Below are 21271 nucleotides of genomic sequence, written 5' to 3'. Positions count from 1 at the left end.
AAAGTTGATATATTTCACACTTAAACATTTTTTGTAAGCGTTATCAAAACGGCCAGCTTTGGGAAATAAGAGAATGCAAGGGGGAACGTACATGTTGACAATACTTGGGGTAACGATGATAACAGTCTTTACATATTTTATTATGTCAGGGCGGTTATCATCGTTCACGGCTTTAACCATCATTCCAGTTATCTTTGCTATTATTGGAGGATTTGTGACAACTGTAGACGACATGATGCTTGAGGGAATTAAGCTTGTAGCGACTTCAGCTGCATTTCTATTATTTGCACTTTTATTTTTTGGGATCATGATTGATGCAGGTATGTTTGATCCTTTAATTAAAAAAATATTAAAAACAGTTAAAGGAGATCCTTTAAAGGTAGCAGTTGGGACAGCAATTCTAACACTTTTAGTAGCATTAGACGGGGACGGTACGACAACTTTTATTATTGTCATTTCTTCTATGCTTCCTTTATATAAGAAATTAAAAATGAATCCTCTTGTTTTAGCGACGATTTCGATGCTTGCTTTTAGCGTCGTGTGTGGTGTTACACCGTGGGGAGGACCTGGAATTCGGGCTTTATCAGTGCTCGGACTTAGTCAATCGGACTTCTTTGTTCCCCTTATACCAACATTAATTTTAGGTTCTTTATGGGTCTTACTTGTCTCCTTTATTCTAGGAAAGATGGAAAGAAAAAGATTAAGTGTGGTTGATCTTAAGGAAGCTGCTGCTGCGAAAGAAGAATCATCTGCGAATATAGCTTTTGACCAAGATGAATCGATTAAACGGCCAAAGCTGATTTGGGTGAATCTAACCTTAACTGTTACTGTCATGGCGTCATTAATATTAGATCTTATGCAGCCGGCGATCTTATTTTTAATTGCTGTCGTCGTAGCTATGCTCATCAATTATCCTACCCTGGAACAGCAGAAAGGGAGAATTAAAGACCACGGTGGCAACGCTTTGTTAGTATTACTTGTCGTGTTTGCAGGCGGGGCCTTTACAGGGATATTATCAGGCACAAAAATGGTGGATTCCATCGCCTCAAACTTGGTTTCAATTATTCCTGAAGCTTGGGGGCCATTTTTTCCTATCATTGTGGGGTTAATCAGCATTCCATTTACATTTGTTATGTCCAATGATGCCTTTTATTTCGGAGTCGTTCCAATCTTTGCAAGTACCGCTCAAGCTTACGGAATTGAACCAATAGAAATTGTGCGAACTGTCGTTTTAACACAAGCTGCCCACTTCTTATTGCCACTGGTACCCGCTACAATTCTATTAACAGGAATGCTCAAGCTGAATATTGCCGAATACGTACGTTTCGCCCTTAAATGGTCCATACTCACATGTTTAGTTCTCATGTCTATTGCATGGCTGACAGGTGCTATCATGGTCAGATAACAGCATATAAAATGAAAAAAAGCCTTGGAATTAGGCTTTTTTCAGTTTCTACATGGTAGAAAACAAGAAGGATCATTTTTTATTTGTTTCTATTTTTGATCCCTAGAATATATATCCGCGACGATTTTTAAAAAAGCCTTCAAAGCACGTGTCTTATAACGATCTTTCTTCACGACAATTCCAATTTTCCAGGGAATATATTGACTGCTAATTGGTTTTACACAAATGTCCTCTTTGTACATGTTCTTTAAAGGACTTGGAAGGATCGCCACTCCTAGTTCATCACGAACTAATGTCACCAATAAATCCCATTGTGTTGTGCTGTAAGCGATTTTGGGAACAAAATGTTCCTTACGGCAGCTTTCCAAAATCACTTGACTCAACGCAAATGAAGAATCAAACAATATCCAGTTATCCTCTTTAAGCTGTTCGAGTGAGAGCTGTTGTTCATCTTTTAAAGCGTGATTTTTTGGTAAACAAGCCACAAACGGCGCTTCAAAAATGAGTTGTTCTTCTAATTCATGACTTTGCGCAGGTATGACAACAAAGGCAACATCTACTTCGCCATTCTCAACGAGTTTTTCTACATGCAAGCCGCCCTCCTCAATCATTTCAAGCGTCACATCTGGATGCTTTTTAGTAAAAGCTTTTGCCACTTTCGAAAAGAAAAAGGTTCCAATCACTTGCGGCAGTCCGATCTTTAAATGGCCGCGAATATGCGTTTCTGTATCACCCAGCTCCATTTGCAACTCATTCATTTGCTGCAGCACCGTAATCGCTTTTTCATATACAAGCTGTCCTTCATCCGTTAACCTGAAAATTCGATTTGACCGATCGAAAAGGATGACACCCAATTTTTTCTCTAATTTTTGAATGGTTTTAGAAAGGGAAGGCTGGGCAATAAAAAGCTTTTCACTTGCTCTTGAAAAACTTCCACATTCCGCAATCGTTTTAAAAATTTCAAAGTCCCGTATGTTCATTTGATCCTCCCATTATTCCAATAATGCATACTCATTATGATGATGATATATTGTACATTATAATCGGTTGTTTTTACACTAAGACTAAGGAGGGGTTAAGATGTCAACATGTAGAGTTGCTGTTGTGCAAGCTGCTTCTGTCATTATGGATAGAGAAGCCTGTACTGAAAAAGCCATTTCATTAACACTTGAGGCCGGAGAAAAAGGAGCCAATATTGTTGTCTTTCCTGAGGCTTTTATACCTGCTTATCCAAGAGGACTAGCTTTTGGCGCCACAGTAGGAAGCCGTTCTCCAGAAGGAAGAAAGGACTGGCTTCGTTACTTAGAAAATTCAGTTCCAGTTCCTAGTCAAACGACAGACAGATTAGGAGAAGCAGCCCGCAAAGCTGGTGTCTACCTCGTCATTGGTGTCATTGAAAGAGATGATGAATCAAGTCGCGGGACCTTATATTGTTCCGTATTGTTTTTCGGACCAGATGGAGCCTTACTTGGAAAGCACCGTAAACTAAAGCCGACAGGTTCTGAACGACTCATATGGGGAGAGGGGGATGGCAGCACACTGCCGGTTTTCGATACACCGTATGGAAAAATAGGCGCTTTAATTTGCTGGGAAAACTATATGCCATTAGCTAGAGCAGCGATGTATGCAAAAGGTGTCCAAATCTATATAGCCCCTACGGCAGATTCCAGGGAGCTATGGCAATCTACGATTCGCCATATTGCCGCAGAAGGCCGGTGCTTCGTTCTATCTTGTAATCAATATGTGAATAAAGAGATGTACCCTAAAGATTTAGCCTGCTATGAAGAATTAGCATCTTCTCCTGATGAAATGTGCCGAGGGGGAAGTGCCATAGTCGGTCCGTTAGGCGAATATATAAAAGAACCTGTCTATGGTCAAGAAGAGATACTGCTGGCAGAACTTGATTTGCGTGATATTTCTTCTAGTCAATTTGACTTCGATGTCGCAGGGCATTATTCAAGGCCTGATGTCTTCCAGCTCGTCGTCAATGAAGAGAAAAAAGAAAATGTAAAGTGGATGAATCGATGAAATCCCAACAAAAAAAGAGCAGCCATCAGCCGCTCTTTTTTTCGTGTGTCAACCTTGATGAGTTTTTAATGGACCTTTTGTGATATGAGTAAGATGAGCATTGATGTCAAAGATTTTAGCGTTAATGTCTGTTATTCCAAAGCTAGTGATTCTTTTAGAATGCATATCAAGATAGTTTTCAGCTGCTTCTTTTGTTTCGAATAAGTAGATTCCGCCAGCCTCATTTTTCTCCGGATTCTCCGTCCATATTTTCCATATGAATCCGTCTTCCACATTTATACTTTTCGCTAAATCAGAAAACTCTTTGGCCATTTCATCACCGAAAGGACCCTTCATCTTAAAATCTATCTGTAATAAGTGTACTATCGTCATTCTCCTTATGTTGAAGTTGTAAAATAGAGTTCTCCCAGCACTTCTTTCATTTGATACTGCTCTCGCGGAAGTTCCTTCTCCATAAAAAAACGTACATCTGATGGGTCAACTAGCAGGATTAATTGGACTTGTTGTTCTAATGGCGGATTGTGTTTAGGTTTTTTAGCGATTGAATTGTTTTCGAAGAACTAGGCATGAGACAGCGAATACAGCGAAAGCGCCCGCTGATCCAGCAGTAAACACCAGCTCAAATTGTTCTGGTTTGGACTTGAATAACAAAGGGACAGAAAGAATGAGAGCAGCACCACTAAAGCCCAATCCTAATATCAACGTTGCCAATAATTTATTCATAGAAACACCTCTTACACTCAGAATTAGAACAATGGAAACGACTGATTCAAGAATCATCGTTATCACATTCCTAGTTGGAGTGTATCATATGATGGCGGACGATTGGTTTCTTTTCATTAAAACACACAATCGTGAAATAAACTTTTTAAACGAACAGTGTTCGTTATAATATAAGTGTGATGTAGCTTTAAACGATTTCCATAAAGAAGAGGAGATGCATACGATGACGGCATTTCTTTCATCCATAGCCTAAAAGAAGAAATGTTTGCAGGTGATACCGTATCAATGGAACGGTTCAGGTGGGGAATTGAAGTCATTTTGTATGGAATACAGCAAGAAATCAATTAGAAAGGAGCACGACCAAAAAGCAGTCAATGGCTGCTTTTTTTATATTTTCTCAACCTTTTCAACATATATAAAAAAATCTATATATTGTTTTTATATATAAAAAATTATATAATATAGTGGAATAAACAAATGAGGTGCTTAGGCATGGAAAATACGAAGAATTTATTAGAGAGCTATATTCCTTTAGCAAAATCTACGGCAAAAATGTTTGGACCAAATTGTGAAGTAGTGATTCATGATTTAACGAACCCTCAAGCATCTGTCATGTTTACAGTAAATAACCATGTGACAGGAAGAGAAATCGGTCAATCATTTGATCATCTAGTCAAGACTGTATTACAATCAGAAGATTTTAAAGAAGATTATCTTGCTGGGTATACATTTAAAACAGAAGACAACCGTACCATTCGTTCTTCGACTTCATTAATTCGTGATTCTAAGAAAAAGGTGGTTGGAGCATTCTGTATCAATTTTGATGTTGAAGCATTGAATCAAATGCAGCAATTTATGGATACTTTTCTTTCTACAAAAGTTGAAGTTCAAGAGAATGAAACAACATCAAATGATGATTTTGATAATGTGGAAGGAATAGTAGATCAATTGATTCAACAGATCATTCAAAACAGTGTCCACCCAGTTATGAAACGTCATGAAAAAATTGAATTAATAAGGTTCATGGATGAAAAGGGAATCTTTTTAATGAAAGGTTCGGTTGAGAAGGTCGCATCTATGTTAGGTATTTCTAAAGTCACTGTCTACAGCTATTTGGATGAGATCAAACATAAATCGAATGAAGGGAAAACGAAATGAAAAGTATCCTTGAGGTAGGGAATCTAAAATCCAACGGACACTATGCATTCGCAACCATTCATCAAAACACGGTCTACGTTTCAGGACAATTTGCCATCAATCCAGAAACGAGAGAAAAAGAATTCGGCCCCATTGAAGAAGAGACATTACAAGCGCTTAAGAATGTGGAGATGATTGTAGAAGCAGCCGGAAGTAAAAAAGAAAAGATTTTGCGTATGACATTATACATTTCGGATATTGAACTATGGGACAAAGTAGATGCGGTTTATACTGAATTTTTCGGTGAACATCAACCAGCACGGACTGTTGTACCAACGAATGAATTACATTTTGGTTTCAAAATTGAAATTGATGCTATTTCTTATATTTAGAATATTTTTTTGCCCATGTTATATAAAAAAATATATTTCATATAAAAAATTATTTAAAGGAGCTGATGATTGATGGATCAATTGATTTGCAACCATTGCGGCAAAAAGTATGAGATGACACCAACTTTATGGAAATGTGATTGTAACGGCGTATTAAATCTGGTGAAAGATACCCCTAAAATAGATATAGAGGCTTGGAATCACTACCCAAACTCATTATGGCGTTATGTTGAAACCATGCCATTTTCAAAAGGTTCTAAGACTTGGGAATCTGTGACAATGGGTGAAGGTCAAACTCCGTTAATCGTTTTAGATCCTAATGAGCCAAACACTTATGTAAAAGTTGATTATATGATGCCTACGCTATCCTTTAAAGATCGAGGAGCTGCTGTTTTAATGACAAAAGCAAAGGAATTAGGGGTATCAAAAGTCATTGCGGATAGCAGCGGGAATGCAGGAACGGCGATTGCCGCTTATGCAGCTCGCTGCGAGATTGCATGTGACATCTATCTAAGCGATGAAACTTCACCTAAAAAGGTCGCTCAAATAAAAGCCCATGGAGCAACGATTAAAGAAATTCGCGGTACACGAGAGGATATTGCAGCCGCGGCCCAAAAAGCAGTAGGCGACGAAAACGTTTTTTATGCAAGCCATGTGTATCAACCTTATTTTTTTGAAGGAACAAAAACATACGCCTATGAAATTTATGAACAAATAAAAGGAGCACCTGATGCTATAATCATTCCGGTTGGAAATGGTACTCTCCTCCTAGGTGCGTATTATGGTTTTAAAGAGTTATTTGAAAATGGTTTGATTCATCAAATACCGAAAATCATTGCCATACAAGCGAAAAACTGTGCACCTCTTGTGAAAGCTTATCAAAATGCGAAAGAATCAGCATCGCCTGTTACGAATACAGGAACCTTGGCAGAAGGGATAGCCATTGCTGCCCCGGCGCGCTCCAAACAAATTCTAGAAGCTGTACAAAATACCAATGGCACATTTATAGATATTGAAGAAGAAGAGATATTGAATGCACGCTCTAAGCTAAGTGAGAAAGGATTTTATGTGGAAGTGACATCTGCAGTCAATTTTGCTGGCTACATGAAATATAAAAAGAAATCAAAAGAAACAATCGTCATACCTCTTTGTGGTGCAGGAATTAAATCAAAATAACCCAAACTTGAAATCGGAGGAATGTTTCATGGGTTTGGATTTTACTCATTGCGAAGCACATTGGTCATACAGTGACTTCCATGGTTTTAGAAAAAGATTAGCTGCTTGTATTGGTATGAATTTAGATGATATGGAGGGGTTTGGTGGGGAAATACCCTTTGAAAACTACCAGGATGACATCATCCCATTGCTGGAACAGCCCGATTCTGATCGTTACTTATCACCAGATGTTTGTCAGACCGTTGCAGCTAGATTGCGTCAACTGATCCGCCATTGGCCAGATGATGATATAGATAAAGGGAATGGAACTAGCGCATCAACAAAATGAGATATTGGGATTTATATAGGAAGCAGATATATGGTAGATCTTGAATATAAATATGAAGGGTATCTCAAGAGAGATGCTCTTTTTCTTGCCTGAATGTACAATCCCTTTTGCCCAAAAGTACAATTTTACTTCACTATTTCATTGCGTAGAATAAAGAGGTGAATATCATGAATTCGATGAAAAAGGAGTAAGTGAATGGCTAAATTTTTATATAACTTAGGAAACTTTGCTTTTATGAAGCCTAAACGAATGTTAATCGGTTGGTTACTTATTTTAGTAGCTGTAGTTGCAGCTTTGAGGAGAAAGATTTGCCAGCCTAACTATTTCATTTTCATTTGTTCTTCTCCCCAATAACAAATCTCATCTAATACAGGGATCAATGATAATCCCTTTTCCGATAAACTATATTCTACTTTTGGAGGCACTTGAGGATATTCTTTACGATTAATTAACTGATCTGCTTCAAGTTCTTTTAGTGTATTGGTTAATGTTTTAAAAGAGATTGCCCCAAGCATTCGTTTCAACTGATTATAGCGAATAGGCGCATTGTTTGCATATAAAGCATACAGTACCGTCATCTTATATTTCCCACCAATTAATGATAAAGTGTACCCAAATCCAGTTTCTTTTAGATCAACATGAGCTGTAAAGGATTCTTTAGTCATTTTACACTCTCCTTTAGGTTAGTATCGCACTTTAATTACCGTACTTGTAGTACGTTATAGCATACAATAAAATGAATGTACATCAAAATATGATGAAAATAACAAAAAAGGGTGAATGAATCATGAAAACAATTGTCTATGCACATCCTTGGGACGGAAGCTATAATCATGCCATTTTGACTTCCATTACAGAAAATCTAGAAACAAAGAGAGAACCATTTCAAGTGATCGATTTATATAAAGATGGGTTTAATCCTGTTTTTTCAGCTGAAGAATTGCAATATTTTAATAAAGGAGATACACCTTATCAATTAGTTAAGGATTATCAAGAGAAATTAAATCAGTCAACTGAATTGATATTTATATTTCCTGTCTGGTGGTGGGATTTACCTGCAATTTTAAAAGGATTTATTGATAAAGTCATGTTAAGAGGTTTCGCATTCTTGGAAGATAAAAACACTGGGGCTTTAAAAGGTTTATTGACAAATATAAAAAAAACAACCGTCATCTCAACATCTACAACAGATAAGGATTATATAGAAACTGAAGGCGGGAATGCGATTCAAAGCGTTTTTATTAACAGAACCCTTGCTGACTTGGGAATTAAAAATGAATCCACGCAATGGATTCATTTTTCGGGAGTTAACTTAACAACAGATGAAAAGAGAAAGCAATTTTTAAAAGAAATATCCCAGAATATTTGATTTACAGTACCAACAAATTCGGTAACAAATCAAGGAAGCCCAAAAAGGCCCAACCTCTACGACCGATTTAATTTATTGAGAAGGTCGTAGAAGTTTTTGAAATTTAAAAGAGGTGAGATTTAGACAAACAAAAGGATAGACCTGTACAAGAAGGTAAAGCTTTGTAACTTAAGTTCTATACGTTCAGCAGACTCTTAATCACCAGTCCTTTAAGCAAAAACAAATCGAGCCTGCTCATAACCGGCAGCTAATACTAATTGACCTCTTGCAGGCGATTGATCATTGCTTTCTCCTCTAAATACCCCATTATTTTTAGCTCTGCCAGCTCAAACAGAGTGCTAACAGCAGAATGCCCACTGCCAATTACAGCAACTGTTTTATTCTAATAACGATTTGTTGCGTAATTAATAAAGGCTACTTTAAAATGGCTGAAAATAATTGATATTCATTAAAGAAAATACTTACTCATACCATTTTTAAAGATAGGCAGGGTCTTAGTCACTAGCTCTTCTGATGAAATAGGTCTACCATCCTTATTCCATGTGTATGCAGCTCCGTATATCCCCCAACTTAGCATAGTAGATAGGATTGTTATCAATTGTTTATCCTCTAATTCAATCGTATTTTCAGTTCCTTTTAGCACAAGATCAGCTATGAGCTTCTGTAACTCCTCTTTAATTTTACTTTCTATAATCGTTCCTAAAGAATGATAACCTTTAGGACATAATTCGCTTAGCTCTTTATGGTGATCACACATGGCTAGAAAAATATTTGCAATGACTTTTTCATTGAATCCATCGTGATCATTTAATCTTTTTTTCAATTTGTCTGTAAATGTATTGGTGATTGTAGAATGTAATAAATCAAATTTATCGTCAAAGTGCGCATAAAATGTAGCGCGGTTAATAGTAGCCTTTTCTGTGATATCACGTACCGTTATATTGTTGAAATCTTTTTCACTAGCTAACGAAAGAAAAGAGTCTACAATCAATTGTCTTGTACGAAGTGTTCTTGGATCTTTTTTTGGCATAATCATTTTTTCTTCTCCTTTTAAGGGTTCATATGGTGTTTAAAAACGACAATACAATAGAAGTGTTGCGTAAACAACATATCGGCTATTTTGGTTATTGTTTATGATTCTTTTTCATCTTATCATCAAATTATACAACGCGCGTTGCTTAAATAACACATGTTATTACGAAAAAGTTTTGATCAAGGAAATAATTGTGATCATTCAGAATAACAAAAGGAGATAGAAGACCATGAACATCACTATTTTTGGGGCAACTGGTGCAATCGGTCAACTTTTAACACAGTTTGCATTAGAAAACGGAGATTTCGTTACGGTATATGTGAGAAACCCTGAGAAAATCAAGCAAAAGCATTCGAATTTACGCATTGTAACGGGGGAACTAACGAACAATTCAGCTATTGAAACGGCAGTTTCAGAAGCTGATGTCGTGATAAGCACCTTAGGCCCCGGGATTGATTTGTCGCGAAAACGAAAAGGCACACCGATTGCCGACGGACATAACCGGATTGTCAAAGCGATGAAGAAGTTCACCAAAAAAAGGTTGATTACACTCGCGACGCCAGCCTTGCAATCTAAAGACGATAAGAAAAGCTTATCGACGATACTGCCGAGAATACTGCCTAAACTTTTCATGCCAAATGGTTATGCCGAAATGAAGAAGATAGGAGAACTGATTAAACAATCAAACCTGGATTGGACAGTCGTTCGAATCATTAATCCTAATATCAAATACAAAGGGCAATCTTACGGTTATTCATTCGGCGATCAGCCAGCTAAAATGTCCGTATCAAGGGAAAATGTCGCTAAACTCATGTATGACGCCGCTAGGCAACGCCAATTAATCGGAAAAATGCCCATTGTCTATAATCATTAATTCAGCTTTTTGTGTGAGGGTGTTGATTCAGCAAAAATTGTAGGGATCATACTGAAAATATTGTTTAGATGAAACGTGTAAATTCTTTTAATAAGTATTCAAAAAATGTTTAGGAACAAAAAACATTCATCAAAATCATAAAGGGGAAATGATCATGTCAAAAGTATTATTTGTTAAAGGAACACCCCAAAGTGAGGAACAATCAAGAAGTACGCAAGTTGCTAGAGCATTTATCAATGAATATAAGGAAGTAAATCCAACGGATGAAATAATAGAAGTAGATGTCTATTATGCAAATGTTCCATTAATTGACGCTGATTTTTTAACTGGACAAAAGAAGTTAAGAAGTGGCGAAGCGCTAACAGATGTTGAAGCACAAAAAATAGAAGCAGTGAATGCATTCACAAAGCAATTTATGGAAGTAGATAAATACATCATTCAGTCTTCAATGTGGAATTTAGGAATCCAACCATTATTAAAAGCCTATTTTGATACAATCATGAGTGCTGGAAAAACGTTTAAATATACAGCAGAAGGTCCAGAAGGATTGATGAAAGGAAAAAAAGCAATCCATATTCATGGAATGGGAGGATTTTATTCGCAGGCAATTGGAATGGAACATTCCGATTCTTACGTGAGAGGTGCGCTAAAGTTTGTTGGAATTGAAGTGGAACCAACGATTTTTGTTGAAGGTATTGACTATGATCCAACTAAGAAAGAAGAAGTTGTTGCTGCAGCAATTGAAAAGGCAAAAGCGGCAGCACGAACTTTTTAAAAAAGAGCTTTGGTGGGATTAGTTAAAAAGATGTTTATTAACATAATCCCCCTCGCACATTCATCAAAATCATAAAGGGGGAACATATGATGAAAGTAGAAATTTGGTCTGATTTTGTTTGTCCGTTTTGTTATATTGGCAAACGTCAATTTGAAATAGGGTTAGAACAGTTTGAACATAAAGAAGAGGTAGAAGTCTTATTTCGTCATTTTCAATTAGATCCATATGCGAAAAAAAATACAGGAATGGATATCCATCAAGTATTATCCTCCAAGCATGGTGTCCCATATGAAAAAGCAAAAGTACTGAACAATCAATTGAAACAGAAGGCAAAAGATGTTGGATTAGATTATCAATTTGATACAATGATTCCCACGAATTCATATGATGCACTTCGTCTTTCTTATTATGCAAAAGAGAAAGGGAAGATACGGGAGTTTATGGAGCGTATTTTGAAAGCTCATTTCACGGATTCACTAGATATCGGTGATCACGCAACACTTGCTCAACTTACAAGTGAAATAGGTCTTGATGGCAACGAAGCTTTGGATGTTTTAGCAAATGATAAATATAGCGAGAATATTGCAGCTGATAGAGCCGAGGGATCAAAAATTGGGATTCAGGGCGTTCCCTTTTACGTAGTGAATGATAAATATGTCATCTCAGGAGCACAACCTAGCGAAGTATTTTTAGAAACATTACAACAGGTTTGGAAAGAAGAGTACGCGAATGCTAAGGTTGAAGAGCATAAATTAGAGTCGTCGCTCGATGATTATTGTTCAGATGGGACATGTAAATTTTAATGGATAATCAAAAAAGATAGAAATTACAAAAAAATAATATAGTATCTCAAAGCTCAGGTATTGTTGTTCTAAATCTTGTAGTAGTGCCAACATCATCGGTGCTTGTGTTATATAGCTACATTAAATACTACTTTATAATTAATTGTTTACTTCCAAAAAAATCAAAGGGGTTTAGCGATATGAAAAATACAATTTTTCAAGGCACAATAGAGCATTCAGGATTTGTAGTACCCGATATCGAAGCAGCAGTTGAATTCTTCACTAATATTTTGGGTTTTGAAGTCTTGTTCCGGCCAGGACGGATGCACTTTATGGGGGATGGAGATTCAAATAATGGAATGACGCTAATATGTATTCTCATTTCCTAGTTTACATAATATATATTCTAGGAAGTTATCCATTAAACGAATTTCTCTTGTCTCATAATTAAGTATACTTATCTTATTGAGACAAAATAGAAAAAATCAAAATCTGCCGTTTTATTCGCCAGATTTTGATTCATCAAGATATTTAATGATTTTCGCAGGATTTCCGCCAACCACCACGTTTGCTGGAACACTTTTTGTCACAACGGCACCAGATGCAATGACAGCATTGTCACCAATTGTGACACCTGGATTAATAATAGCACCGCCGCCAATCCATACATGGTTTCCAATGGTGACTGGTTTGCCGAATTCAATGCCCTTTGCACGTTCTATCGGATCAAGCGGGTGTCCAGCCGTATAAATATGTACATTCGGACCTAATAAACAGTGATGTCCAATGGTAATTTTGCAAACGTCTAAAAATACTGCATCAAAATTTGCAAAAAAATGCTCACCAATCTCGATATTGTATCCGTAATCGCACTGCAGTCTTCCTTCAAAAACGACATCATTTCCGCAAGCGCCTAATAATTCCTTTAAAATGGATGTTCTTTTTCTTTGCTGATTGGTTTGCTGATATGCGTATGTCAATTGTCTGGCTCTTTCACGATCTGCGATCAGTGTTTGGTCACTAGATACATAATGTTCTCCTTGGATCATTTTTTCCTTTTCACTTTTCATGTTGATCTCCTCCTCCCTTCTATTTATACCGATGCGATATGATTACATCCTACCGCCCCCTTTATGTTTATTTTACCTTCTCATCATAAGAATTGGGAAGGAATGATTTCTTTTGACTAGAATTGACCTTGTTCCTCCAGCAAGTTATTTACGAATCAGCAAGTCTCATTTATAATCGAGTAGATTTGTTCAATAACATATATATCTTTAAATGTGAGGGATTTGATGGAATTAAAGTGGTATAAAGCAATTATTGTGATCTTTACGATGTCTGGAATCTCCATTTCTACATGGTTTTCACGGACACCGGAAGTGAGAGATTTATTACAAGCAAACACAGGAACAATGGGTCTTATTTTACTTGGTTTATCCGTTGGTTCAATTGTTGGGCTTGTTCTTTCAAATGTATTCGTCCGCAAAAAAGGCGGCCGAGTGGCGATTGTGATCAGTGCTTTTTTGATGTTCCTTGGATTTACTACTCTTGCCATTGGTTCAACACTCTCTTCTATCTTTGTCGTCACTGCCGGTCTTTTTCTTTTTGGCGCAGGCTCTGGCATGTGTAATGTAGCGATGAACTTAGAAGGAACAGAGATTGAATACAGCATCAAGAAAACCATTCTGCCTATATTGCACGCTTCCTTTAGTATTGGGACTTTAATTGGAGCAGGTGCTGGTATTCTTTTTATCCATCTAGGCATCTCTGTATTGATACACCTTCTCGCTATTGCCCTTCTGCTGTTCCTCAGCATATTGATTTGTACACGGTTTATTCCGCATGGGACAGGAAAGGATCAGCATGAGAAGCTGCCCGATACAGTTGAGTCTAGTCAAACGGCATGGCTGAACAAACGAACGATATCTCTTGCGATGATCGCCTTATGTCTTGCGTTTGTCGAAGGCTCGGCCAATGATTGGATTCCACTTGCAATGGTAGATGGCTACCAAGTTTCACATTCCATGAGTACAGTCATCTATGCTTTGTTTTTGTGCGGCATGATTAGCGGCAGACTGATCAGCGGACGTTTGATCGATCGCTTTGGCAGAGTGTTATTGCTAAGAGTTGCGATTTTATCAGCAGCTGCCGGCCTATTTTTAGTCATTTTAAAAATTTCACTTGTTGTATGTATGATATCGATCTTTTTATGGGGACTTGGCGCATCTTTAGGCTTTCCGCTGACCATTTCTGCAGCTGGCGATGATAGCAGGTACGCTGTCAAACGCGTCAGTATTGTGACCTTATCTGGTTACACAGCCTCCCTTTCCGGTCCTCCTATATTAGGGCTGCTTGCCAATCAAGTAGGACTGCTTCATGCCTTTATCTTTGTTCTATTTGCCATATGTATTGCAGGAATCTTTACTAAAGCTGTAGCAAAACCGCATTCATTACAAGCTCACTAAAAGTGTCTGATCCATGATCATGGCACTTTTTTTAAATTTAAAAAATAAAATTGAAACCTTTCATGAAGTGAAACAGTCCTATAGATGTCCTGATGTTTATCGCTTTTTTAAAGAGGGAAAGTAAAAAAATAAGACTTTTCAAATAACTGAAAACGTGGTAAGATCATGAAAATAACCAGGAAGGGGTGAGAAAAATGAAAAAAAATATGCTATTAAAATTAGGTGTTTTATGCATAGCACTTGCAAGTTTTCATTTGTTCTCAATGCCTCATTCCGTTCAGGTATACCATCATGCAAAGGTGGTTGCCGATCAAGAATCACATGAAATGAAAATCGTTCAGACAATGGGCGATGAAAAGAAACAAAAACATGTGAGCGCAGTATTTGCCGCATTTACAGCACTGCTGATTATTGGCAGTATGACAGCTGGATTTGCACGCATCACTCATACTGATCGATTTGACCGGAAAAAGAAGCATTTACTTGCAGTGTTCTACCAATCTTCTTATTTCCGACTAGCTCGTGTTTAACCCAACCATCTAAATCAAAACAAAAATTGGGAGGTTTTACACGATGTTATTTTTCTTAAGAATTTTCATTCTAGGTCTATTCTCTGTCACTTCACTTTCTCTTTTCGTCTACCAAGGAATTGAAGTAGTGCACGCCATTTCAAGCATGTTTGGCAACCACGAGAGCTAAAAGACCCGTATATAAAAGAAACCCCCTGCGACTGGCAGGGGGTTTTCGTTTGCTTATTTATTGTCATCTGGCACACGTTCAGGCGTCAGAAGGACATGAGTCACTTCTCCCTGCTCTTCCTCATCTACAATAAACGATCCATTGCTATAACGGTCATTTGCTCTTAGAGTAGAGATTTCAAGCGGAATCGTTGTACCCTTTTCTGTATCTATTTCAAGTGTATCGTGCAGAGATGCAGCGATCACAGCCACAATACGGTGCGGGTTTTTCTTTAATTCTCTCAGCATAAGAACCCCGCGTTTCGCTCTTGATGTTTTATCAAACTCAGAGAGGTTCATTCGCTTTACAGCCCCTCTTTGTGTCGTGAGCACAAGGACATCGTTTTTCGGATCGATGATCTGGCCAGAGACTACCTCGTCCCCTTCCTTCAAATTGATTCCTTTGACGCCGGCCGCTCTCGGTCCAACAACACTTACTTCTTCTTCATCAAACCACAAACCGTAACCATTTTTCGTTGCAATAAACAATTCCTGCTGTCCTGTTGTGACATGAACATCGACGAGTTCATCGTCACCTTTTAGGTTCAAGGCGACAAGCGGTTTCGAATAACGCTGCGCTTTATATTGAAGAAGCTCTGTTTTCTTCACCATTCCACCTTTCGTAAAGAATAAAAGATATGATGTTTCATCAAATTCTTTTATTGGAATGGCTTTTTGGATTGATTCCTCGCGATCAATCGAAATGATATTCGTAATATGCTGCCCCATGTCTTTCCAGCGTATATCTGGCAGCTGATGAACAGGACAATAAATGTAGCTTCCTTTATTCGTAAACAGCAGAAGAACATCCGTTGTATTCATTTCAAACTGATGAATCAAACGGTCAGTATCCTTCATGCCAAAGTCCTTACCGTTAGAGGCAGCATAGGAGCGCTGGCTTGTTCGCTTGATGTAACCATCCTTCGTGACTGTCACATAAACATCCTCTGAGGCGATCATCACTTCAAGGTTAATCTTAATTTCTTCGATTTTTTCCTCAATAACGGATCTTCTCTCATCAGCATATGTCTTTTTGAGCTTTTTCAGGCTGTTTGTAATGACCTTTAGCAGCTTTTTCTCGTTCGCTAAAATGTCTTCTAGCTCTGCTATCCGCACATCTAGCTCTCTTGCTTCCTCTCTTAATTGCGTAATATCTGTATTGGTTAAACGATATAACTGGAGTGAAACAATCGCTTCTGATTGTGCTTCTGTAAAGTCATATTTCGCCATCAAGTTGTTCTTTGCATCACGCTTATCATTAGAGGAGCGGATTGTGGCAATGACTTCATCTAAGATGGAAAGTGCCTTAATTAAGCCGTCGACAATATGGTGGCGTTCCTTCGCTTTTCGAAGCTCGTACGCTGAGCGGTTCGTCACCACTTCTTTTTGATGGGCAATATATGCATCTAGTATAGTTGTCAGCGTCATTAAAGTCGGTCTGCGATTATGTATCGCTACCATATTAAAGTTATATGGGATTTGCAGATCTGAGTTTTTATATAAGAAATTCAGCACACCATTTGCATCTGCTTCTTTTTTCAGCTCTACTACGATTCGAAGCCCAGTACGGTCTGTCTCATCTCGGACCTCTGAAATGCCTTCTACTTTTCTTTCAATTCGGAACTCGTCCATCTTTTTGACAAGATTGGCTTTATTCACTTCGTAAGGAATTTCTGTAATCACGATTTGCTGGCGTCCGCCGCGGATGGTTTCAATCTCCGCTTTGCCTCGAATCATAATCTTTCCTTTTCCTGTTTCATACGCCTTCTTAATACCGTCTACACCTTGAATGATACCGCCTGTTGGGAAATCTGGCCCTTTGATGACCGTCATTAAATCCCCAACCGTACAATGCGGCTGTTCGATTCGTTTAATAACGCCATCAATGACTTCTCCCAAGTGATGCGGCGGGATATCAGTGGCATACCCGGCTGAAATCCCTGTTGATCCATTCACGAGAAGGTTTGGGAACATCGCTGGTAATACAACGGGCTCTTTACTTGTATCATCAAAGTTTGCGACAAATTCGACCGTTTCCTTGTCTAAGTCCTTTAAAAGCTCTGAAGCAATAGCAGACAGCCTTGCTTCCGTATAACGCATGGCAGCAGGCGGATCACCATCGATACTCCCGTTATTCCCATGCATCTCAATCAGTACATTTCGTACTTTCCACTCCTGACTCATTCTTACCATCGCTTCATAAACAGATGAGTCTCCGTGCGGGTGATAGTTACCAATCACGTTACCGACTGTTTTAGCGGCTTTACGGAAGTTTTTATCCTGCGTATTTCCTTCTGCATACATCGCATATAAAATTCTTCGTTGTACAGGTTTTAGTCCATCACGTGCATCTGGAAGCGCACGGTCTTGAATAATATATTTACTATAGCGGCCAAAGCGGTCGCCGATTACTTCTTCTAATGGTAAATCATGAAATCGTTCTTGTTGTGCCATGTTTAAACCTCCTCAGCTAGCGACAAGTTTTCATTTTCAAGAATGTTGCTTTCCTCATCAAGTCCAAAGGCGACATTCTTTTCAATCCATTTACGGCGTGGTTCTACTTTGTCACCCATTAGAGTTGTGACGCGGCGTTCCACACGTGCAGCATCATCAATTTTGACCCTGACAAGTGTTCTCGATTCTGGATTCATTGTCGTTTCCCATAGCTGGTCGGCATTCATTTCACCTAACCCTTTGTAGCGCTGAATCGTGTACCCTTTTCCAACTTTCTTCAGTACGTCATCCATTTCTTCATCAGACCATGCGTACTCAATAATCTCTTTTTTCCCTGAGCCTTTGCTGACTTTATATAAAGGCGGGAGTGCAATAAACACTTTGCCATGCTCAATCAGCGGCTTCATATAGCGGTAGAAGAATGTTAAGAGAAGCACTTGAATATGCGCTCCATCCGTATCCGCATCTGTCATGATCACAATTTTGTCATAATTGATGTCTTCTACATTAAAGTCGACTCCAACGCCTCCACCAATTGCATGAATAATGGTGTTGATTTCTTCGTTTTTGAAAATATCAGCAAGCTTTGCTTTTTCTGTATTGATGACCTTTCCGCGCAGCGGCAGCACCGCTTGGAATTTACGGTCGCGCCCCTGTTTTGCTGACCCGCCCGCAGAGTCACCCTCTACTAGATATAGTTCATTTCTTGCTGGGTTTCTAGATTGAGCAGGTGTTAATTTTCCGCTCAGTGTTGCTTCAGACTTTTTCCGTTTCTTGCCGCTCCTCGCTTCTTCACGTGCTCTTCTAGCAGCCTCTCTTGCCTGCTGCGCTTTAATCGCTTTTTTCACAAGAAGAGTGGCTGTTTCCCGGTTTTCTTCAAGGAAATACGCAAGCTTTTCAGAAATAACAGCATCAACAGCTGAACGAGCCTCACTTGTCCCAAGCTTTCCTTTTGTCTGTCCTTCAAATTGAAGCAGCTCTTCAGGAATTCTGACAGAAATAATAGCAGACAGTCCCTCACGAATGTCAGTGCCTTCTAAATTTTTGTCTTTTTCCTTTAAAAGAGCGACTTTGCGAGCATATTCGTTAAAGGCTCTCGTCATGGCCGTTTTGGCACCAGACTCATGTGTACCGCCATCTTTTGTTCTGACGTTATTAACGAAGGAAAGGATATTTTCCGAATAGCCATCATTAAATTGAAAAGCAAAATCTACTTCAATGGACTGATGCTCTCCTTCAAATGAGACGACTTCACTCAGAACATCTTTTTCTTCATTTAAATAAGCAACAAAGGCTTCAATGCCTGTCTCATAATAAAACGTTTCTTGTACATCATGCCGTTCATCGATCAGCTCTATTTTTAACCCTTTTAATAAAAAGGCAGATTCTCTTAAACGCTCTGATAATGTATCGAAATTATAAGTCGTAACACTGAACATGGTAGGGTCAGGCTTAAAATGAATCAGTGTTCCCGTTTTTTTCGATTTTCCGACTTTTTCAAGTGATGTGACAGGTTTACCGCCGTTTTCAAAGCGCTGATGATAAATAAATCCGTCACGTTCAATTGTGACAGTGAGCCATTCTGACAGCGCGTTCACAACAGATGCCCCAACTCCGTGAAGTCCACCACTTGTTTTATATCCGCCTTGACCAAATTTTCCGCCTGCGTGCAGGACCGTTAAAATGATCTCGGGTGTCGGTTTTCCAAGCTTATGCATACCAGTAGGCATTCCACGCCCTTTATCTTGAACGGAAATGCTGTTATCTTTATGTATTTTGACAATGATATGATCTCCATGGCCAGCGAGCACTTCATCGACAGAGTTGTCTACAATCTCATAGACAAGGTGATGAAGACCGCGTGAATCCGTAGATCCAATATACATCCCTGGACGTTTACGGACCGCTTCAAGCCCCTCTAGCACCTGAATAGAATCATCGTTATAATCTACTTGCTGCTTTTTAACCAAATGCTTAATCCCCTTTCACTAACAAACATAACCGGCTAATCATCAAATGATCTCTCTAGATTTTAATGATGATCATGCTGCTCATTACTGTCCACTTTAATAAGCTGCATCATCATCATGCATGTGTAATTCACCAATACATGCTCTTTTGCACAGCTATGAGAATCATTCTACATTCTGCAATCAGAACTAGAAGTCCATTATAAACAAGACTGTTTCATAAGCCAAATGCAATCATATGATGGTTTTAGCAAATCAGAACAAATGTTCTATATTTATCTTATCGCTCTTTTTCTCGATATGCAAGGCCGCCGATATGTCCCTGTCGCCTTATTTTATCGCTTTCTTTCAGAATCGCAAATATATTTCTTCAACAAAAAAGCAAAAATCCTTGAAAAACCAAGGATTTTTGACGATTTAATGAGTTTTTGTCATCGCATGAGCCACCTTGATACATAAATCCATGATGGCGACCTTGCCATTTTCCTCAATCAGCCTTTTCGCTTCTTCGTGATATATGCCTTGCTGCGCCCAAAAAACAGGTGCGTCTATTTCGAGAAACTCTTCTGCCACCTCTGGCAAAAACTCTGAACGTCTGAAAACATTGACGATATCAACAGGCTCTTTTATGTCTTTTAAAGAAGCGACTGCTTTCACACCGAGAGCTTCATCAATCGTTGGATTCACTGGAATGATCTCATACCCGGCATCCTGCATCGCTTTAGACACCATATAAGACGTCCGGTGCGGCTGATCTGATAAACCAACAACAGCAATTCGTTTACTGCTCTTTAATATACGGCCAATTTCTTCTTTCGTAGGATTGTTCATCAAGACACTCCTTTTCCTCTATTTTAGCGAATTTCTGCTTAAAAACAAAGCTGAATCCATCTGCTTTCGATTTTTTCAAAAAAAGTTCCCCATGTTTTTCACAAGATCATGTTAAAATGTAAGACAAGAGGGAGAATATAAAGGAGTTATGCAGATGTTAATTGCTTTGATGTTTATTTTGGCTTATCTTCTCGGCAGTATTCCATCCGGTCTCATTGTCGGGAAAGCTGCAAAGGGAATCGATATCCGTGAACATGGCAGCGGAAACCTAGGTGCGACGAATGCATTTCGTACACTTGGCGTAAAAGCAGGGTCTATTGTGATTACTGCTGATATCCTAAAAGGGACGCTTGCTTCAGCTCTACCGTTTTTCATGCAGCTGGACATCCATCCCTTATTAGCAGGAGTTGCTGCTGTTATCGGTCACAGCTTTCCTGTCTTTGCAAAATTTAAAGGGGGAAAGGCAGTCGCTACATCAGGCGGTGTGCTGCTATTTTATGCCCCATTCCTATTTATCACGATGATCGCTGCTTTTTTCTTATTTTTATACATTAGTAAATATGTTTCACTATCATCTATGCTGACCGGGATCTATACATTCATTTACAGCATATTCACCAAAGACCTTTTCTTAATCATTGTTGTTGCCGTTCTTGCTGGCTTTGTGATCTACAGACACATCGCCAACCTCAAACGAATTCTCAACAAAACTGAACCGAAAATCAAATGGCTCTAGCCGTTTCATCCATTTAAATATGTGGTAAAAGTAAAGAAAAGCTGTTTTTGCAT

Annotated in this window: 25 protein-coding genes; 15 read left to right on the top strand and 10 right to left on the bottom strand. The window is 38.6% G+C overall.

The features are described 5' to 3' along the window. Nucleotides 1-91: 91 nt before the first annotated feature. Complete coding sequence (locus tag MHB69_RS08895; RefSeq protein WP_098676924.1) at nucleotides 92-1405, top strand: citrate:proton symporter; 1314 nt, start codon at nucleotides 92-94, stop codon at nucleotides 1403-1405. 89 nt (nucleotides 1406-1494) lie between these two features. Here MHB69_RS08895 and MHB69_RS08890 read toward each other — a convergent pair whose 3' ends face one another. Further along, a complete protein-coding gene (locus MHB69_RS08890; protein ID WP_342496188.1) occupies nucleotides 1495-2385 on the bottom strand; it encodes a LysR family transcriptional regulator in 891 nt (296 codons plus the stop codon). Between the two features lie 100 nt (nucleotides 2386-2485). Between MHB69_RS08890 and MHB69_RS08885 the strand changes: the two genes are divergently transcribed. Then, nucleotides 2486-3433, top strand: a complete 948-nt coding sequence (locus tag MHB69_RS08885) for a carbon-nitrogen hydrolase family protein (RefSeq protein ID WP_342496187.1) — start codon at nucleotides 2486-2488, stop codon at nucleotides 3431-3433. Nucleotides 3434-3481: 48 nt separating this feature from the next. Here MHB69_RS08885 and MHB69_RS08880 read toward each other — a convergent pair whose 3' ends face one another. After that, nucleotides 3482-3799, bottom strand: coding sequence for a monooxygenase (locus MHB69_RS08880; protein WP_065214467.1), 318 nt, complete (start codon nucleotides 3797-3799; stop codon nucleotides 3482-3484). A 168-nt stretch (nucleotides 3800-3967) separates the two neighbouring features. Next, entirely contained in the window at nucleotides 3968-4156 is a 189-nt protein-coding gene (locus MHB69_RS08875; RefSeq protein WP_061109938.1) for a hypothetical protein, read from the bottom strand. 492 nt (nucleotides 4157-4648) lie between these two features. On the opposite strand from MHB69_RS08875, the gene MHB69_RS08870 reads away from it, so the two are divergent. The 4 genes from MHB69_RS08870 (at nucleotide 4649) to MHB69_RS08855 (ending at nucleotide 7189) form a co-directional block, all read left to right on the top strand. Further along, complete coding sequence (locus MHB69_RS08870) at nucleotides 4649-5314, top strand: helix-turn-helix transcriptional regulator (protein WP_101677131.1); 666 nt, start codon at nucleotides 4649-4651, stop codon at nucleotides 5312-5314. Then, entirely contained in the window at nucleotides 5311-5685 is a 375-nt protein-coding gene (locus MHB69_RS08865; protein WP_024427108.1) for a RidA family protein, read from the top strand. Before MHB69_RS08870 ends, MHB69_RS08865 begins: the two co-directional genes overlap by 4 nt. A gap of 72 nt (nucleotides 5686-5757) precedes the next feature. Next, entirely contained in the window at nucleotides 5758-6861 is a 1104-nt protein-coding gene (locus tag MHB69_RS08860) for a threonine synthase (RefSeq protein ID WP_267542742.1), read from the top strand. Nucleotides 6862-6889: 28 nt separating this feature from the next. After that, on the top strand, nucleotides 6890-7189 hold the full coding sequence (locus MHB69_RS08855) for a hypothetical protein (protein ID WP_342496186.1): 300 nt from the start codon (nucleotides 6890-6892) through the stop codon (nucleotides 7187-7189). A gap of 320 nt (nucleotides 7190-7509) precedes the next feature. On the opposite strand, the gene MHB69_RS08850 is transcribed toward MHB69_RS08855, so the two are convergent. Then, complete coding sequence (locus MHB69_RS08850; RefSeq protein WP_267542745.1) at nucleotides 7510-7854, bottom strand: helix-turn-helix domain-containing protein; 345 nt, start codon at nucleotides 7852-7854, stop codon at nucleotides 7510-7512. 122 nt (nucleotides 7855-7976) lie between these two features. On the opposite strand from MHB69_RS08850, the gene MHB69_RS08845 reads away from it, so the two are divergent. Further along, nucleotides 7977-8558 carry an NAD(P)H-dependent oxidoreductase gene (locus MHB69_RS08845; RefSeq protein ID WP_342496185.1) on the top strand — a complete coding sequence of 194 codons (582 nt, stop codon included), beginning with the start codon at nucleotides 7977-7979 and terminating at the stop codon, nucleotides 8556-8558. Between the two features lie 448 nt (nucleotides 8559-9006). Here MHB69_RS08845 and MHB69_RS08840 read toward each other — a convergent pair whose 3' ends face one another. Continuing rightward, nucleotides 9007-9594, bottom strand: a complete 588-nt coding sequence (locus MHB69_RS08840) for a TetR/AcrR family transcriptional regulator (RefSeq protein WP_034283465.1) — start codon at nucleotides 9592-9594, stop codon at nucleotides 9007-9009. 226 nt (nucleotides 9595-9820) lie between these two features. Between MHB69_RS08840 and MHB69_RS08835 the strand changes: the two genes are divergently transcribed. The 4 genes from MHB69_RS08835 to MHB69_RS08820 all read left to right on the top strand — a co-directional run bounded on the left by MHB69_RS08835 (nucleotide 9821) and on the right by MHB69_RS08820 (nucleotide 12411). Beyond that, entirely contained in the window at nucleotides 9821-10465 is a 645-nt protein-coding gene (locus MHB69_RS08835) for an NAD(P)H-binding protein (protein WP_267542747.1), read from the top strand. Between the two features lie 154 nt (nucleotides 10466-10619). Further along, entirely contained in the window at nucleotides 10620-11240 is a 621-nt protein-coding gene (locus tag MHB69_RS08830; protein ID WP_061109931.1) for an NAD(P)H-dependent oxidoreductase, read from the top strand. An 89-nt stretch (nucleotides 11241-11329) separates the two neighbouring features. Next, nucleotides 11330-12043, top strand: coding sequence for a DsbA family oxidoreductase (locus tag MHB69_RS08825; protein ID WP_070325877.1), 714 nt, complete (start codon nucleotides 11330-11332; stop codon nucleotides 12041-12043). Nucleotides 12044-12222: 179 nt separating this feature from the next. After that, the gene (locus MHB69_RS08820; protein WP_342496184.1) at nucleotides 12223-12411 is read left to right on the top strand and encodes a VOC family protein; all 189 of its coding nucleotides are present in this window, start codon (nucleotides 12223-12225) and stop codon (nucleotides 12409-12411) included. Between the two features lie 111 nt (nucleotides 12412-12522). Here the strand turns inward: MHB69_RS08820 and MHB69_RS08815 are convergent, their stop codons facing one another. After that, nucleotides 12523-13092, bottom strand: a complete 570-nt coding sequence (locus MHB69_RS08815) for a sugar O-acetyltransferase (RefSeq protein WP_034283458.1) — start codon at nucleotides 13090-13092, stop codon at nucleotides 12523-12525. Nucleotides 13093-13317: 225 nt separating this feature from the next. Between MHB69_RS08815 and MHB69_RS08810 the strand changes: the two genes are divergently transcribed. The 3 genes from MHB69_RS08810 (at nucleotide 13318) to MHB69_RS08800 (ending at nucleotide 15189) form a co-directional block, all read left to right on the top strand. Beyond that, nucleotides 13318-14490 (top strand): MFS transporter, encoded by a 1173-nt coding sequence (locus MHB69_RS08810; protein ID WP_342496183.1) that lies wholly within the window; start codon nucleotides 13318-13320, stop codon nucleotides 14488-14490. A gap of 194 nt (nucleotides 14491-14684) precedes the next feature. Next, nucleotides 14685-15020, top strand: a complete 336-nt coding sequence (locus MHB69_RS08805) for a hypothetical protein (RefSeq protein ID WP_034283456.1) — start codon at nucleotides 14685-14687, stop codon at nucleotides 15018-15020. A 43-nt stretch (nucleotides 15021-15063) separates the two neighbouring features. After that, nucleotides 15064-15189 carry a hypothetical protein gene (locus MHB69_RS08800; RefSeq protein ID WP_255222231.1) on the top strand — a complete coding sequence of 42 codons (126 nt, stop codon included), beginning with the start codon at nucleotides 15064-15066 and terminating at the stop codon, nucleotides 15187-15189. A 53-nt stretch (nucleotides 15190-15242) separates the two neighbouring features. On the opposite strand, the gene parC is transcribed toward MHB69_RS08800, so the two are convergent. The 4 genes from parC to MHB69_RS08780 form a co-directional block, all read right to left on the bottom strand. Next, nucleotides 15243-17681 carry a DNA topoisomerase IV subunit A gene (gene parC, locus MHB69_RS08795; RefSeq protein ID WP_342496182.1) on the bottom strand — a complete coding sequence of 813 codons (2439 nt, stop codon included), beginning with the start codon at nucleotides 17679-17681 and terminating at the stop codon, nucleotides 15243-15245. Nucleotides 17682-17683: 2 nt separating this feature from the next. Beyond that, a complete protein-coding gene (parE, locus tag MHB69_RS08790; RefSeq protein ID WP_034283454.1) occupies nucleotides 17684-19651 on the bottom strand; it encodes a DNA topoisomerase IV subunit B in 1968 nt (655 codons plus the stop codon). A gap of 417 nt (nucleotides 19652-20068) precedes the next feature. Further along, complete coding sequence (locus MHB69_RS08785) at nucleotides 20069-20482, bottom strand: CoA-binding protein (RefSeq protein WP_034283453.1); 414 nt, start codon at nucleotides 20480-20482, stop codon at nucleotides 20069-20071. Next, complete coding sequence (locus tag MHB69_RS08780) at nucleotides 20433-20561, bottom strand: hypothetical protein (RefSeq protein ID WP_257995200.1); 129 nt, start codon at nucleotides 20559-20561, stop codon at nucleotides 20433-20435. Before MHB69_RS08780 ends, MHB69_RS08785 begins: the two co-directional genes overlap by 50 nt. 75 nt (nucleotides 20562-20636) lie before the next feature. Here MHB69_RS08780 and plsY point away from each other — a divergent pair, with 75 nt between their 5' ends. After that, nucleotides 20637-21218, top strand: a complete 582-nt coding sequence (gene plsY / locus MHB69_RS08775; RefSeq protein WP_024425146.1) for a glycerol-3-phosphate 1-O-acyltransferase PlsY — start codon at nucleotides 20637-20639, stop codon at nucleotides 21216-21218. Nucleotides 21219-21271 lie beyond the last annotated feature (53 nt).

The organism is Bacillus sp. FSL K6-0994 (assembly GCF_038630815.1).
In the GTDB taxonomy this organism is placed as follows: Bacteria; Bacillota; Bacilli; order Bacillales; family Bacillaceae; genus Bacillus; species Bacillus safensis.
This window is presented reverse-complemented; position numbering and strand designations above follow the sequence as displayed.

Excerpts from the sequence above, each read along its gene's own strand:
- MHB69_RS08815 (WP_034283458.1), bottom strand. The coding sequence starts at position 13,092 with ATGAAAAGTGAAAAGGAAAAAATGATCCAAGGAGAACATTATGTATCT.
- MHB69_RS08875 (WP_061109938.1), bottom strand. The coding sequence starts at position 4,156 with ATGAATAAATTATTGGCAACGTTGATATTAGGATTGGGCTTTAGTGGT.
- MHB69_RS08835 (WP_267542747.1), top strand. The coding sequence starts at position 9,821 with ATGAACATCACTATTTTTGGGGCAACTGGTGCAATCGGTCAACTTTTA.
- MHB69_RS08810 (WP_342496183.1), top strand. The coding sequence starts at position 13,318 with ATGGAATTAAAGTGGTATAAAGCAATTATTGTGATCTTTACGATGTCT.
- MHB69_RS08800 (WP_255222231.1), top strand. The coding sequence starts at position 15,064 with ATGTTATTTTTCTTAAGAATTTTCATTCTAGGTCTATTCTCTGTCACT.
- MHB69_RS08870 (WP_101677131.1), top strand. The coding sequence starts at position 4,649 with ATGGAAAATACGAAGAATTTATTAGAGAGCTATATTCCTTTAGCAAAA.
- MHB69_RS08855 (WP_342496186.1), top strand. The coding sequence starts at position 6,890 with ATGGGTTTGGATTTTACTCATTGCGAAGCACATTGGTCATACAGTGAC.
- plsY (WP_024425146.1), top strand. The coding sequence starts at position 20,637 with ATGTTAATTGCTTTGATGTTTATTTTGGCTTATCTTCTCGGCAGTATT.
- MHB69_RS08845 (WP_342496185.1), top strand. The coding sequence starts at position 7,977 with ATGAAAACAATTGTCTATGCACATCCTTGGGACGGAAGCTATAATCAT.
- MHB69_RS08850 (WP_267542745.1), bottom strand. The coding sequence starts at position 7,854 with ATGACTAAAGAATCCTTTACAGCTCATGTTGATCTAAAAGAAACTGGA.
- MHB69_RS08890 (WP_342496188.1), bottom strand. The coding sequence starts at position 2,385 with ATGAACATACGGGACTTTGAAATTTTTAAAACGATTGCGGAATGTGGA.
- MHB69_RS08825 (WP_070325877.1), top strand. The coding sequence starts at position 11,330 with ATGAAAGTAGAAATTTGGTCTGATTTTGTTTGTCCGTTTTGTTATATT.
- MHB69_RS08885 (WP_342496187.1), top strand. The coding sequence starts at position 2,486 with ATGTCAACATGTAGAGTTGCTGTTGTGCAAGCTGCTTCTGTCATTATG.
- parC (WP_342496182.1), bottom strand. The coding sequence starts at position 17,681 with ATGGCACAACAAGAACGATTTCATGATTTACCATTAGAAGAAGTAATC.
- MHB69_RS08840 (WP_034283465.1), bottom strand. The coding sequence starts at position 9,594 with ATGATTATGCCAAAAAAAGATCCAAGAACACTTCGTACAAGACAATTG.
- MHB69_RS08895 (WP_098676924.1), top strand. The coding sequence starts at position 92 with ATGTTGACAATACTTGGGGTAACGATGATAACAGTCTTTACATATTTT.
- MHB69_RS08830 (WP_061109931.1), top strand. The coding sequence starts at position 10,620 with ATGTCAAAAGTATTATTTGTTAAAGGAACACCCCAAAGTGAGGAACAA.
- MHB69_RS08865 (WP_024427108.1), top strand. The coding sequence starts at position 5,311 with ATGAAAAGTATCCTTGAGGTAGGGAATCTAAAATCCAACGGACACTAT.
- MHB69_RS08820 (WP_342496184.1), top strand. The coding sequence starts at position 12,223 with ATGAAAAATACAATTTTTCAAGGCACAATAGAGCATTCAGGATTTGTA.
- MHB69_RS08860 (WP_267542742.1), top strand. The coding sequence starts at position 5,758 with ATGGATCAATTGATTTGCAACCATTGCGGCAAAAAGTATGAGATGACA.
- MHB69_RS08785 (WP_034283453.1), bottom strand. The coding sequence starts at position 20,482 with ATGAACAATCCTACGAAAGAAGAAATTGGCCGTATATTAAAGAGCAGT.
- MHB69_RS08805 (WP_034283456.1), top strand. The coding sequence starts at position 14,685 with ATGAAAAAAAATATGCTATTAAAATTAGGTGTTTTATGCATAGCACTT.